This window comes from Mycobacterium sp., assembly GCF_004298145.1.
GTDB lineage: Bacteria > Actinomycetota > Actinomycetes > Mycobacteriales > Mycobacteriaceae > Mycobacterium.
Genome location: NZ_SCRH01000030.1, coordinates 166,208 through 179,458, shown reverse-complemented (window position 1 = coordinate 179,458; position 13,251 = coordinate 166,208). Strand labels below are relative to the sequence as shown.

General features: G+C 68.9%; 9 protein-coding genes. 3 read left to right on the top strand and 6 right to left on the bottom strand.

Features of this window, described 5'->3' with window-relative positions:
- Window positions 1–15 precede the first annotated feature (15 nt).
- From EPN51_RS11280 to EPN51_RS11260, 5 genes are all read right to left on the bottom strand, one after another.
- Window positions 16–957 carry an enoyl-CoA hydratase/isomerase family protein gene (locus EPN51_RS11280; protein WP_293042090.1) on the bottom strand — a complete coding sequence of 314 codons (942 nt, stop codon included), beginning with the start codon at window positions 955–957 and terminating at the stop codon, window positions 16–18.
- A gap of 3 nt (window positions 958–960) precedes the next feature.
- A complete protein-coding gene (gene fadD4 / locus EPN51_RS11275) occupies window positions 961–2,502 on the bottom strand; it encodes a fatty-acid--CoA ligase FadD4 (protein WP_293042087.1) in 1,542 nt (513 codons plus the stop codon).
- 173 nt (window positions 2,503–2,675) lie between these two features.
- Window positions 2,676–4,502, bottom strand: coding sequence for a phosphoenolpyruvate carboxykinase (GTP) (locus EPN51_RS11270; protein ID WP_293042084.1), 1,827 nt, complete (start codon window positions 4,500–4,502; stop codon window positions 2,676–2,678).
- 139 nt (window positions 4,503–4,641) lie between these two features.
- Entirely contained in the window at window positions 4,642–6,207 is a 1,566-nt protein-coding gene (locus EPN51_RS11265) for a hypothetical protein (protein WP_293042082.1), read from the bottom strand.
- Window positions 6,204–7,304, bottom strand: a complete 1,101-nt coding sequence (locus EPN51_RS11260) for a hypothetical protein (RefSeq protein ID WP_293042079.1) — start codon at window positions 7,302–7,304, stop codon at window positions 6,204–6,206. Before EPN51_RS11260 ends, EPN51_RS11265 begins: the two co-directional genes overlap by 4 nt.
- Before the next feature lie 193 nt (window positions 7,305–7,497).
- Between EPN51_RS11260 and trmB the strand changes: the two genes are divergently transcribed.
- From trmB to EPN51_RS11245, 3 genes are read left to right on the top strand one after another with little or no spacing between them, the layout of a single operon-like run.
- A complete protein-coding gene (gene trmB, locus EPN51_RS11255; protein ID WP_293042309.1) occupies window positions 7,498–8,280 on the top strand; it encodes a tRNA (guanosine(46)-N7)-methyltransferase TrmB in 783 nt (260 codons plus the stop codon).
- Between the two features lie 14 nt (window positions 8,281–8,294).
- On the top strand, window positions 8,295–9,017 hold the full coding sequence (locus EPN51_RS11250) for an NYN domain-containing protein (RefSeq protein ID WP_293042076.1): 723 nt from the start codon (window positions 8,295–8,297) through the stop codon (window positions 9,015–9,017).
- Between the two features lie 49 nt (window positions 9,018–9,066).
- Complete coding sequence (locus EPN51_RS11245) at window positions 9,067–11,940, top strand: MMPL family transporter (protein ID WP_293042074.1); 2,874 nt, start codon at window positions 9,067–9,069, stop codon at window positions 11,938–11,940.
- 24 nt (window positions 11,941–11,964) lie between these two features.
- Here the strand turns inward: EPN51_RS11245 and EPN51_RS11240 are convergent, their stop codons facing one another.
- Window positions 11,965–13,113, bottom strand: coding sequence for an AI-2E family transporter (locus EPN51_RS11240; protein ID WP_293042071.1), 1,149 nt, complete (start codon window positions 13,111–13,113; stop codon window positions 11,965–11,967).
- Window positions 13,114–13,251 lie beyond the last annotated feature (138 nt).

Here is a 13,251-nt window from a genome sequence, read left to right as displayed (position 1 = left end):
AGCGGACCTTGCTCGCTAGGCCTCGTCCACCAGCCCCCAGGCCAGCGCGGTTTCGGCGTCGACGGTGTGGCCGGAGAGCACGAGATACGCTGTGCGCCAACGTCCTATCCGGCGTGTGACGCTGACGGTGCCACCGGCGCCGGGGATCAGCCCCAGCGACAATTCGGGTAGGCCGAACACCGTGTCGCCGCGAGCGGTGACCCACCCGCAAAAGGCCGCCATCTCCAAGCCGCTGCCCATCACCCGGCCGTGCACCTCGGCGCGGCACGCCCGGCCGAGCCGGGTGGTCAGCGCATCGAGTGCCAGCGCGGGGCTGTAGCGGGTGCGGGCCAGATGGGCACTGGCCGGGTCGGCGAAGGTGCCGAATTCGGCGAGGTCCCCGCCGCTGCAGAACGACGGACCGTTGCCGCTCAACACGATACCGGCCACCGAGGGGTCCAGCTGCGCGACGGCCAGCGCCTCCAACAGCGCGGCGCGCGCATCGGTGGAGAACGCATTGTGGCGCTGCGGCCGGTTGAAGGCGATGCGCACGATGTCGCCGTCGCGGCGCGCGCGCACCGGGTCGGTGATGTCGGGCATGCGGACCGGGCCACGTTCGTGGAGCCACCGTGCGAACTCCGGGCCGGCCTGCAGCGTCGAATACCCCAACGATTCGGTCACGACCGCCGACAGCGTCGGCCCCCGCGGGTCCACCGCGCGCAACACGTCGTCACAGATCCCGCTGGCGTGCGGCCAGCGTCGGCAGCGTTCGGTCAGCTCGCCCAGCGCATCGGACACGGAATCGACGGTGACGACCCGGCGGTCGGCGCAGGCGTCCTCGGTCAGGGTGAAAGTCGCTGCGTCAAGCCAGAATCCGGCGAGAGCGATGTCGGCGGCCGAGCCGACGGCGACGATCACGCCGGGCGGTGACGCCGGGCCGTCCGCCGGCGCGCTCGACAGGTCGACCACCCGCAGCATCGGTCACACCGAGTACTTCTCGATCAGCCCGTTCTTGTAGAGCTTGCCGGTGTCGGTGCGTGGCAGCTGCGCTTCGAAGGCGATCGATCGCGGGCATTTGTAGTGCGCCAAGCGATCCCGCAGCCAGCCCAGCAGCTCCTCGCCGAACGCGTCGGTGGCGTCCGCGGGATCGACGGTCTGCACGACCGCCACGACGCGCTGGCCCATCTCGTCGTCGGGAACACCGAACACCGCCGCGTCCATCACCTCGGGGTGGGTGACCAGAAGGTTCTCGGCTTCTTGCGGGTAGATGTTCACCCCGCCGGAGATGATCATGTGGTGGCGCCGGTCGGTCAGATACAGGTAGCCCTCGTCGTCGAGGTAGCCGATGTCGCCGACGGTGGCCCAGCCGTGCTTGGAACGCGATGACGCGGTTTTGGTTGGGTCATTGAGGTATTCGAACGAGTGCCCGCCCTCGAAGTAGATTTCGCCGGCCTGGCCGGGCGGCAGCTCGTTGCCGTCTTGGTCGAGAATGTGCGTCTCGCAGTCCATCGGTTTGCCGACCGAACCCGGATGCGCCAGCCACTCCTCGGCGCTGATCAACGTCGCGCCGATCGCTTCCGAGGAGGCGTAGTACTCGTCGATGATCGGCCCCCACCAGTCGATCATCTGCTTCTTGATCTCCACCGGGCACGGTGCCGCCGCGTGCATCACCCTCTGCAGGCTGCCCAGATCGTATGAATGACGAACCTTCTCAGGCAGTTTCAGCATGCGGGTGAACATCGCCGGCACGAACTGGCCGTGGGTGACCCGGTGGCGCTGGATGGCATCCAGGCAGCCTTCCGCGTCGAACTTCTCCATCACCACCGTGGTGATGCCGCCGGCCTGCGCGCTCATCGACCACACCGACGGCGCCGTGTGGTACAGCGGGGCCGGGCTGAGATAGACCGAATCGGGCGTCATCCAGAAACCGACCAGCGCCGACATCATGCCGGGCGCCTCGGCCGGGGGGACGTGCGGCAATTCGCGTTTGATGCCCTTGGGCCGGCCGGTGGTTCCCGACGAGTACTGCAGCAGGTCACCCTCGATCTCGTCATCTATCGGGGTATCCGGTTGGCCGGCAACGCATTCCGGGTAACGCTCCCAGCCCGGCAGGTCGGCGTCCCCTTGCCCGGAGGCGATCAGCAACAGCTCCGGTAGCCCGCGCGGCAGATGCTCGGCCAGGCCGGCGCAGGTCTCGCGCAGCGCGGCCGAGCCGATGATCGCCTTGGCCGCGCTGTTGTCGACGATGTAGGCGGCCTCCGCCGCGGTCAGGTGGGTGTTGATGGGCACGTAGTACAAGCCGCTGCGTCGAGCCGCCCACATCACCGCGTGGATGTGCTCGTTGTTCTCCATCAGGATGGCGACCGTGTCACCCTCGCGCAGACCCGCCTGGCGGAACCGGTGCGCCAATCGATTGGCGCGGGCCTCGAGGTCGTCGAAGGTGATGACCGTCCCGGACGGGTACAGGATGACAGCAGGTTTGTCGGCGCCTCCGTGACCGGAAGTGTACGGGCGGATCTGCATGCGCAGACTGTACCGCCGCCGAACTTGACGGGTGTTAAGTGGTCGCGGCCGGCGATGGGCGAGCCCGGTGCGCGGCGTGCTTCACCAGCCATAATGCAGTCGGGTAGACCGCCTTTGACCCTGCCCCGATTCGCCGGCTGGACGGCTGATCAACCGATCCGCACGCCGCGGGCTCAGCCCGCTTCGGACAGCCGCTGCTTGAGCGCCTCGAACTCGTCGCGCACGCCGGTCGGCAGCTTCTCGCCGACGAAGTCGAACCACTCCTCGATCAGCGGCAGTTCCTCGCGCCACTCGGCGGCATTGACCGCCAGCGCCTGGGCCACCTCGTCGCTGCTGACGTCGAGCCCGTCCAGGTCGAGGTCCTCGGCCTTCGGCACGATCCCGATCGGGGTGTCCTGGCCGCCGGCCCGGTGCTCGATGCGGTCGACGATCCACTTGAGCACCCGGCTGTTCTCGCCGAAGCCCGGCCACAGGAAGCCGCCGTCGGCGTCGCGACGGAACCAGTTGACGAAGAACACCTTCGGCATCTTGGACTCGTCGGCGTTCTTGCCCAGGTCGAGCCAGTGCTGGAAGTAGTCGCCGACGTGGTAGCCCAGGAACGGCAGCATGGCCATCGGGTCGCGGCGCACGGTGCCGACCTTGCCCTCGGCGGCGGCGGTCTGCTCGCTGCCCATGGTGGCGCCCATGAACACGCCGTGCTGCCAGTCGCGCGCCTGCGTCACCAGCGGCACCGTGGTCTTGCGGCGGGCGCCGAAGAGGATGCCCGAGATCGGCACGCCCTGCGGGTCGTCCCACTCCGGGGCCAGGATCGGGCACTGCGACATCGGCGTGCAGTAGCGCGAGTTCGGGTGGGCGGCCTTCTCGTCGGACTCGGGCGTCCAGTCGCGGCCCTTCCAGTCGATCAGGTGCTGCGGGTCGCCCTCCAGGCCCTCCCACCACACGTTGTTGTCGTCGGTGAGTGCCACGTTGGTGAAGACGGTGTTACCCGCCTCGATGGTGCGCATGGCGTTGGGGTTGGACTTCCAGTTGGTGCCCGGTGCGACGCCGAAGAAGCCGAACTCGGGGTTGACCGCGTACAGCCGGCCGTCCTTGCCGAAGCGCATCCACGCGATGTCGTCGCCGAGCGTCTCGGCGCGCCAGCCTTCGATGGTGGGCTGCAGCATGGCCAGGTTGGTCTTGCCGCACGCCGACGGGAACGCCGCGGCGAAGTAGTACGCCTTGTTCTCCGGGGAGATGAGCTTGAGGATCAGCATGTGCTCGGCCAGCCAACCCTCGTCGTGGGCCATCGCCGAGGCGATCCGCAGCGAGTAGCACTTCTTGCCCAGCAGCGCGTTACCGCCGTAGCCGGAGCCGTAGCTCATGATCTCGCGGGTCTCCGGGAAGTGGGTGATGTACTTGGTTTCGCTGCACGGCCACGGCACGTCCTTCTGGCCCTCGTCCAGCGGCGCACCGACCGAGTGCAGCGCCTTGACGAAGAACCCGTCGTCGCCCATCTTCTCCAGGGCGGCCTTGCCCATCCGGGTCATCACCTTCATCGACATGACGACGTACTCGGAGTCGGTGATCTCCACACCCAGCTTCGGGTCGTCGGCGCCGAGCGGACCCATGCAGAACGGCACCACCCACATGGTGCGGCCACGCATGCAGCCGCGGTACAGGTCAGTCAAGGTGGCCCGCATCTCGGCCGGGTCCATCCAGTTGTTGGTGGGGCCGGCGTCGATCTCGCGCTCGGAGCAGATGAAGGTCCGCGACTCCACCCGCGCCACGTCCGACGGGTCGGACAGCGCCAGGTAGGAGTTGGGGTGCTTCTTCTCGTTCAGCTTCTTCAGGGTGCCGGCCTCGACCAGTTGCCCGGCCAGCCGGTTGAACTCCTCATCGGAGCCGTCAGCGAAAACCACCCGGTCGGGCTGGGTGAGCTCGGCAACCTCCTGCACCCATGACAGCAGGCCCTGGTGGTTCGTGGGTGCTGTGTCCAAACCGGGAATGGTCGCTGAGGTCATCGAACTCTCCTGGATTCGTTGCGTATCGGGCTGGTGCTGCTCGGTATGCCGTCGCCCACATAATTAAGGACTTGGTGGCGTTAACTACAGGTTATCGTGAGGAACTTGTCGGGGAAGTCTCGGGCGGGTATAAGCCTTCTCACAACAACGATTCAGAAGCTCCCGACGGGTCGCCATCTTCGCTCCTCGCAGCGGGTTTTTCGGTCTCCTCACCGCCGACGTCTTCGGCTGGACTTTCAGGCGGTTGTATACCCGGTTCTCCGAGTTCTGCACGCACGGCCTGCAGCGCGGCGGCGACGGCGGGCATCTCGCGATCCCGCGCGGCCGCGGCTCGCGCCGCCGCCAGCGCGTGCTCGCGCAGTTCGGTGTCGATGACGTCGACGGCGGCGGACGCTTGCGCGTTCTCGGCCTCGTCGTGGGCCAGCAACGCTTTGCTCAACAACGCCTCGGCGACCAGCACCCGGGTCGCGACCAGCTCCTCGACCACCGACCGCAGCGAGGATGTCGCGTCGCCCGCCCAGCGGTCCAGCAGCGCCCGGTCGCGCAGCAGGCCACGGATGTTGATCACCACGAAGGTGAGCGCCACCGAGATCGCGACGCACACCACGGCCGCGACGACGGCCAGTGCGGGGTTGAGCCGCGAGACCACGCCGCTCATCAGCCGGCTCAGCGTGAGCGCCACCCCGAGTCCGAACCCGACGCCGAGCAGGATCATCAACCAGGTTTCCTGCCGGCGCGGCTTCAGCGGCGGCGCCGAGACGTCCACCTCCGGGAGCTTCTCGAGCGCAGGCAGGTCCATCGGCACACCCACCACCCGTGCGATGTCGGCCAGTTGCGTGTCGGTGCCGTCGCTGACCTCGGCCACCACCTCGTCGAGCCGGGCGCGCGCGTGCGCCTCGAAGCCGGACATGTCGCCCCGCGACATTCCCGCCGCGTGTTCCTGCAGTTCGGTGCGCGCGGTCGCGCACCGGTTACGTGCGGAGTGGGACAACTGCACCCGGGCCTGCTGGATCTGACCGCGCAGCGTGATGGTGCGTTCGCTCTTGGCCTGGCGCCGCTCCTGCAACGCGGTGCTGCGTTCTTCGCGCAGCGCCTCGACCCGCGCCCGCCGGCCGGAGCCCTCGACGTCGCGGTCAAACCGCCCCTTGACCGCCCGTAAGCGAGAGTCCCACGCCCGCAACCTGTTTCGCCGCGCGAGGTCGGCGTCGTCGAGTTGCGCCGAGACGGCGTCGACCAGCTCGTCGACGTCCGGCTCACCCAGATCGGGCAGCGCCGCCGCACCCACCCAGAGCACCCGGCCATAGCGCGGCGCGTGCGCGGCCAGCGCGGCGCGGTTGGCGGCGACCACCTCACGCCAGGTGCGGTGCACGTCGATCTTGGACACCACCCCCACCACCGCGTCGGTGTGCTCGGTCGCGGCTTCCAGCAGGGCACAGTCGGAGCCCGTCAGGTGGGCCGCCGCGGACACGACGAACACCACCGCCATCGGCACCTCGCCGGGTCCCAGGTCCGTCGACTCCACGAACTTGTGCTGCGGCAGCCGCTCCCGCAGCGCCGCGGCCACCCCGCTCACCCCGGCCATCCACGGGCCGGTCACCAGCACCACGTCGCTGCGGTGAACGGCCGGCGGATCCAGGCCCGGCGCGACCGCTGCCACCAGGGCGTCCACCTGTGCGACGGGATCGTTGTTTCCCTCGCCGCTCACCAGGATTCCCCCGGCAGCGACGCGCAGGCCCGCGACCACAGCCGCAGCGATCCGCGGGCGACGTCCGCGGCGCAGGTGCGGTGCAGTTCGCTCACCGAGGCGCGGCTGTAGCGCTGCCATCGCACCGCGCGGGGCAGGTGCGCGGACGGGTCGCGATCCGCGTCGGCCAACCCGGAATTGTCCGCATCCAACCCGGCCGCCTCGGCCAGGTCCACGGCCGCCGCCATCCGGGCGACCACCGTGTCGTCGCGGGACAGGAATCCGCCGATCTGCTCGCCGAGCCCGCCCCCGCCCGCGCCCAGCGCCTCCAGTTCCCCGACGGCCTCGAGCACCCGCTGGTACCGAACCTCGGCGCCGAGCGCGCCGATCTTGGCCAGGACAGCGTCGACGCCGCTCATCCGGCGCAACAGGGTGCGCACTTGCGCCGGGGTCCTGCCCTGGCGGATGGCGGCGACCGCCAGCGCGGTGCCGAACAGGTCCAGGGTGTCCAGCAAGCGCTGACGCACGCCGGTCGGCACCGGGCCGTCCGCCGCCAGGAACCCGGCGAACGAGCCGTCGAGGCACGCGGCGGCGCCGGGATGAGTGGCCAGCGCATGTAGCGCTTCCCACAGACCGTCATCCAGGTCGTCGAGCGCGACCGCCAGCAGGCCGATCATCGGCTCCATGGGCACGCCGATCAGCACCGACAGATCGGCGCACCGCGCCCGCGCCGCCGCGACCGGCCCGTCGCCGCCCCGGCCCGACAACGAGCCCGCCAGATCGGCCTTGTTCAGCACCGCCACCACGGGGTGCTCGGCGGCCGCGATGGCGTGGGCGTCCTCGGGCTTGACCACCTCCGCGACCACGTAGACCACCGCGTCGGCGCCGGGGTCGGGCGCCGGCGACGGCACCGGGAGGTCGGCCGAGATCCCCGACGCGCTTCCGGCCCGGTCCAGGGCGCGGGCGACCGTGCGGCGACCGACGCCCCGGCGGCCGCGAACGACCACGCGCAGGGGCGCGGCGGCTCGCCGGGCGATCGCCGTCACGCGCGGGTCGACGAGGCCGTCGGCGAACCGGGCCAGCTCATCGACGAAACTCTGGTGTCCTTGTCCCCTCATATCCCGCCTGTCCGGTCCGAATGACCCGATCGCCCGGCCGGCTTTGCCGCTACTGCGTGCAGCGCCGGTGCCGGGCGGTCCCACCGAATGGTGGCATCCACGTCACCAAGATGCGAGCCACCGTTTATCAGTTACCAGTTGAAGGCAACTGTTGGATATCAATCCGGACCAGGGGCGGCTACATCCGGGGTTTATGGGCCACCATGGACAAATGCACGCGCAGCGCGGGGCGGCAATGCCTGCCGACACGCCGATCGGGGAATCGGGCCGCCCCGAGGCTCGCTATCTCCCGGCGACCGCGTTCCGGTCACGACGATCCGCCCTCTCCGATGCCCAGCGCCAGACCTGGGAACGGCGCTGGCCAGAACTCGGCCTGTCGGTGGGCGCTCCGGCCGACGAACCCGACGGCGACGAACCGCCGCTCGACACCCGCTCGTGGTTCGGCCGCCAGGCACCGCTGGTGCTCGAAATCGGTTGCGGCAGCGGTATATCGACGCTGGCGATGGCCAAGGACGAGCCCGATGTCGATGTGATCGCGGTGGAGGTCTACCGGCGGGGGCTGGCACAGTTGCTGTGCGCGATCGACCGCGACAACGTGAGCAACATCCGGTTGATCCGCGGCAACGCGCTCGACGTGCTGCAGCGGTTCATCGCCCCGGCCTCGCTGGCCGGGGTCCGCGTCTTCTTCCCCGATCCGTGGCCCAAGGCGCGGCATCACAAACGCCGGTTCCTGCAGCCGGGCACAGTTGGCTTGATAGCCAACCGGCTACTCCCCGGTGGTGTCCTGCATATTGCGACGGACCACGCCGGCTACGCCGAACACATCGCCGCCCTCAGCGCGGGCGAGTTCGGGCTGCGCCGGGCCGACCCCGGCGACCGGCTGCCCATCTCGACCGCCCGCCCGACCACCAAGTACGAGACGAAGGCCCAGGAAGCGGGCAGCGCCGTCACCGAGTTCGTTTGGGTTAGACGATGAGTAGGCGATGAGTGATGAGCCTGACTGAAGCGGCCGCCGCCGGAGCGGAACCCGCCGCGCCGCCGGCGGCGCTGTCCGGCGATGCCGTCGCGGCGCTGGGTGGTTTTTCGCCTCCGGGTGGGCGCGTGTTGCTGGTCTGGGACGCCCCCAACCTCGACATGGGCCTGGGTTCGATCCTGGGCCGCCGCCCGACGGCGCTGGAGCGCCCGCGGTTCGACGCGCTGGGCCGCTGGCTACTGTCCCGCACCGCCGAGGTCAGCGCCGAGCGCCCGGGCGTCGTGATCGAGCCCGAGGCCACCGTCTTCACCAACATCGCGCCGGGCAGCGCCGACGTCGTCCGGCCCTGGGTGGACGCCCTTCGGAACGTGGGGTTCGCGGTGTTCGCCAAACCGAAGATCGACGAGGACAGCGACGTCGACCGCGACATGCTGGCCCATATCGACCTGCGCCGCACCGAAGGGCTGGCGGCTCTGGTGGTGGCTTCGGCCGACGGCCAAGCGTTCCGCCAACCGCTGGAGGAGATCGCCCGAACCGGAATCAGCGTCCAAGTGATCGGATTTCGCGAACATGCGAGTTGGGCGCTAGCGTCGGATACCTTGGACTTCGTTGACCTAGAGGACATCGCCGGCGTCTTCCGGGAACCGTTGCCGCGGATCGGACTAGATTCGCTGCCTGATCAGGGTGCGTGGCTGCAGCCGTTCCGGCCGCTGTCAGCGCTGTTGACCGCGCGTGTGTGACACTGGAAAACCAGTGCGCGGGTCGTTGACGATCCAGTAAGGAGCTTGCGTGTTCGCCTGGTGGGGTCGAACTGTGTACCGATATCGGTACATCGTGATCGGGGTCACGGTAGCTCTGTGTCTTCTCGGCGGCGGTTTCGGAATCAGCCTGGGCAAGCATGTTACACAGAGCGGCTTCTACGACGAAGGCAGTCAATCCGTCAAGGCCTCGGTGCTGGGTGACCAGACCTACGGCCGTGACCGCACCAGCCACGTCGTGGCCACGTTCACCGCTCCCGACGGAAAAACGGTCGATGATTCGGCGTGGCGGGACAAACTCGTCGCCGAACTCAACAAGTTCAAGACCGATCATCCCGACCAGGTCGTCGGCTGGGCCGGCTGGCTGGCGGCTCCGGACAGCACCAACCCGCTCATCAAAGGAATGGTCAGCGACGACAAGAAGCACACCTTCGTCAGCGTTCCGCTGAAGGGCGACGACGACGACACCATCCTCAACAACTACAAGGCCGTCGCACCGGATCTGCAAAAACTCAATGGCGGCACGGTCCAACTCGCCGGCCTCGAGCCGATCGCCAACGCCCTGACGGGGACCATCGCCACCGACCAGCGCCGCATGGAGGTCCTTGCGGTGCCGCTGGTGGCGGTGGTGCTGTTCCTGGTCTTCGGCGGTGCGGTCGCCGCCGGCCTGCCGGCCATCGTGGGCGGCCTGAGCATCGCGGGCTCGCTGGGCATCCTGCGGCTTGTCGCTGTGTTCGGGCCGGTGCACTTTTTCGCCCAGCCGGTGGTCTCGCTGATCGGTCTGGGTATCGCCATCGACTACGGGCTTTTCGTGGTGAGCCGGTTCCGGGAGGAGATCGCCGAGGGCTACGACACCGAGGCCGCGGTGCGGCGCACCGTCATGACGGCCGGCCGGACCATCATCTTTTCGGCCGTGCTGATCATCGCGTCGAGCGCCAGCCTGCTGGTGTTTCCGCAGGGCTTCGTGCATTCGCTGACGTACGCGATCTTTGCCGCGGTCGGCCTCGCGGCGTTGCTGTCGATCACGTTCCTGCCGGCGTGCCTGGGCATCCTCGGCCGCCACGTCGACGCGCTCGGCGTGCGGACCGCGTTCCGAATTCCGTTCCTGCGGAACTGGAAATATTCGCGTGCGTACCTGAACTGGCTCGCCGATCGGCTGCAGAAGACCAAGACCCGCGAAGAGGTCGAGGCCGGCTTCTGGGGCAAATTAGTCAACTGGGTGATGAAGCGGCCGCTCGCGTTCGCCATCCCGATCGCCGTGGGCATGATCTTGCTGGTCATTCCGCTGGCCAACCTCTCGTTCGGCGGCATGAGCGAGAAATACCTGCCGCCGAACAATCCGGTGCGCATGGGACAGGAGCACTTCGACAAGCTCTTCCCCGGCTACCGGACCGAACAGTTGACGGTGGTGATCCAGAGCGACAACCACAGCAAGGTGACCGACCAGCAGGTTGCCGAAATCCGCAACAGGATTTCCTCGATCAGCGGGTTCACCGACAAGACGTGGGAGGAGCGGGCCTGCCCGATCATCGCCGACAATCCCTGCGTCGCCGGCCCGAACGGGACGTCTCAGCCCAAGGACGGCTCGGTGCGGGTGATCCAGGACGGCCTGGTCAACAAGAACGATGCCGCCAAGAAGATCACCGAACTGCGGGCGATATCACCCCCGAAGGGGCTGAACATCTATGTCGGCGGTACGCCGGCGCTGGAACAGGACAGCATCCACAGCCTGGCCGCGAAGGGTCCGTTGATGCTGGTGCTCCTTCTCAGCGCCACGCTGCTGTTGATGTTCCTGGCCTTCGGGTCGGTGGTGTTGCCGGTCAAGGCGGTGGTGATGAGCGCGCTCACACTCGGGTCCACGATGGGCATTTTGACGTGGATCTTCGTCGACGGGCACTTCTCGACCTGGCTGAATTTCACGCCAACCCCTCTGATGGTGGTGGTCATCGCGCTGGTCGTCGCCGTCGGATTCGGTCTGGCCACCGACTACGAGGTATTCCTGGTGTCCCGGATGGTCGAGGCGCGCGAACGCGGCATGTCGACCGCAGAGGCCATCCGGATCGGCACCGCGACCACCGGACGCCTGATCACCGCCGCCGCGCTGGTGCTGGCCGTGGTCGCCGGATCGTTCGTGTTCTCCGACCTGGTGTTGATGAAGTATCTGGCGTTCGGTCTGATGGCCGCCCTGCTGCTGGACGCGACCGTCGTCCGGATGTTCCTGGTGCCGTCGGTGATGAAGTTGCTCGGCGACGATTGCTGGTGGGCGCCGCGCTGGGCCCGTCGGCTGCAGAACAAGATCGGGCTGGGCGAGATCGACCTGCCCGACGAGCGCAAGCGGCCGACGCTCAACGGCCGGCCCGCGCGGCCGCCGGTGGCGGCCAGCCTGGTCGCCGCGGCGCCGCGCCAACCGCACGACCCCAGCCATCCCGGCCCGCTGGAGCCATCGCGCCCGGCGCGCCCGGGACTGGCCGCCCCGCCCGAGCCCAGGCCCGCCCGGGAACCGTCCTCGAGCACGGCGAAGACGCGATCCGGGGCGGACGACAGCGTGAACACCACCCGCATCCCGGCCCGGCCCAGCCAGCCGACCGAAGCCAAGACGGCGCGGTTCGCGGCCCAGGCACCGAAGCGGCCCCCGGCACCTGCGTCGCCGCCATCCGGCGATCAGACCCGCGCCATCCCCGTCCCCGGCAACCGTTCCGACGACGCCGACAGCGACGCCGCCGAACCCACCACCGCCCTGCCGATCGCGCGGCCGGAGGGCTCGGGGAGCAGCGACTCCACTGCGGCGGGCGAGCAGGTGAACTCGCACGGCCGGGCCGAGAACGGCGACCCGGCGCGGCAGCGGCGCCGCTCCGGGGGCGGGCTGTCCGCGGCGGATCTGCTGCGTCGCGAGGGACGTTTATAGGCAGGCGCCTCGGCTGACGCGGTATCAGCCGGAGCCGTCCCCGGGTTTGTCCGGTTCGACCTGCAGCACGGCGTTCTTCTCGTCCGCCTCCTCGGTCTGTTTTTCGGCCGCCGCCTCGGGATTCGGCGCCAGCAGCACCCGGGACGCGTTGTTGAGGAATGCGACCGTCGGGACGGCCAGCAGGGCGCCGACGATCCCGGCGAGCACACCACCGGTGGCAATGGCCAGCACCACGGCGAGCGGGTGAATCGAGACCGCGCGGCCCATCACCAGCGGTTGCAGCAGGTGGGCCTCGACCTGGTTGACCGCGATCAGCACGCCCAGCGTGATGAGCGCGTACACGATCCCCTTGGCCAACAGGGCGACCACCACGGCCAGCAGGCCCGAGATCAGCGCACCGATCAGCGGGATGAAGGCACCCAGGAACACCAAGGAGGCCAGCGGCAGCGCCAGCGGGATGCCCATGATCGCCAAGCCGGCACCGACCCCGGCCGCGTCGGTCAGCGCCACCAGAAAGGTGGCCCGCACATACCCGATCAGCGACCCGTACCCGGCGTTGCCGGCCTCGTGCACCCGGTCGCGGACGTCGGACGGGATGATCTGGACAACGTACTGCCAGATGTTGCGCCCCCCGTAGAGAAAGAAGATCAGGGTGAACAGCACCAGCACCGCCGCCGTGACCAGCTCCGTGACGGTCGCCGCGGTTGACAGCGCGCCGCTGGTCAGTTTCGCCTGATTGTTGTGCAGCGCCTCGATCGCGGCGTTGCCCGCGCTGTCGATCTGTTCGCTGCGCAGATGCGTCGGCCCGTTGATCAGCCACCGGCGGGTCGACTCGATGCTCTGCGTCACCTGTTCGGTCAGGCCGGGCAGGCCGTCGATGAACTGCAGGATGACGAACGCCAGGATGCCGCCCAGGATCGCGAAGCCGCCCAGCAGCACCAGCGCCACCGCGCCGCCGCGGGGCAGGCCCCGCCGGTCCAGCCAGTCGACCACCGGCACCAGCAACGCGCTCAACAGCAGCGCCACCAGCACCGGAACGACGATGACTTCGAGTTTGTTGATCACCCACAACAGGGCGACCGCGGCGGCCAGTATGACGAGCAAACGCCACGCCCAGGCTGCGGTCTTGCGTATTACGGGTTCGACCGAGGCGTCGTCGACGTTTGCTGACATCTGGCCAGCCTATCGGCCGCCGCGCTGCTCCGAACCTGTTCCGAGGCTCCTGCGGGTCGCCCGCGGCCGTCGGAGCCGGCACGATCCGGTTACGACGGCGACACAGTCGGCGGCGCGCAGCGATCGCCGCGCCACCTG

Excerpts from the sequence above, each read along its gene's own strand:
- EPN51_RS11280 (WP_293042090.1), bottom strand. The coding sequence starts at position 957 with ATGCTGCGGGTGGTCGACCTGTCGAGCGCGCCGGCGGACGGCCCGGCG.
- fadD4 (WP_293042087.1), bottom strand. The coding sequence starts at position 2,502 with ATGCAGATCCGCCCGTACACTTCCGGTCACGGAGGCGCCGACAAACCT.
- EPN51_RS11270 (WP_293042084.1), bottom strand. The coding sequence starts at position 4,502 with ATGACCTCAGCGACCATTCCCGGTTTGGACACAGCACCCACGAACCAC.
- EPN51_RS11260 (WP_293042079.1), bottom strand. The coding sequence starts at position 7,304 with ATGAGGGGACAAGGACACCAGAGTTTCGTCGATGAGCTGGCCCGGTTC.
- trmB (WP_293042309.1), top strand. The coding sequence starts at position 7,498 with ATGGGCCACCATGGACAAATGCACGCGCAGCGCGGGGCGGCAATGCCT.
- EPN51_RS11250 (WP_293042076.1), top strand. The coding sequence starts at position 8,295 with ATGAGCCTGACTGAAGCGGCCGCCGCCGGAGCGGAACCCGCCGCGCCG.
- EPN51_RS11240 (WP_293042071.1), bottom strand. The coding sequence starts at position 13,113 with ATGTCAGCAAACGTCGACGACGCCTCGGTCGAACCCGTAATACGCAAG.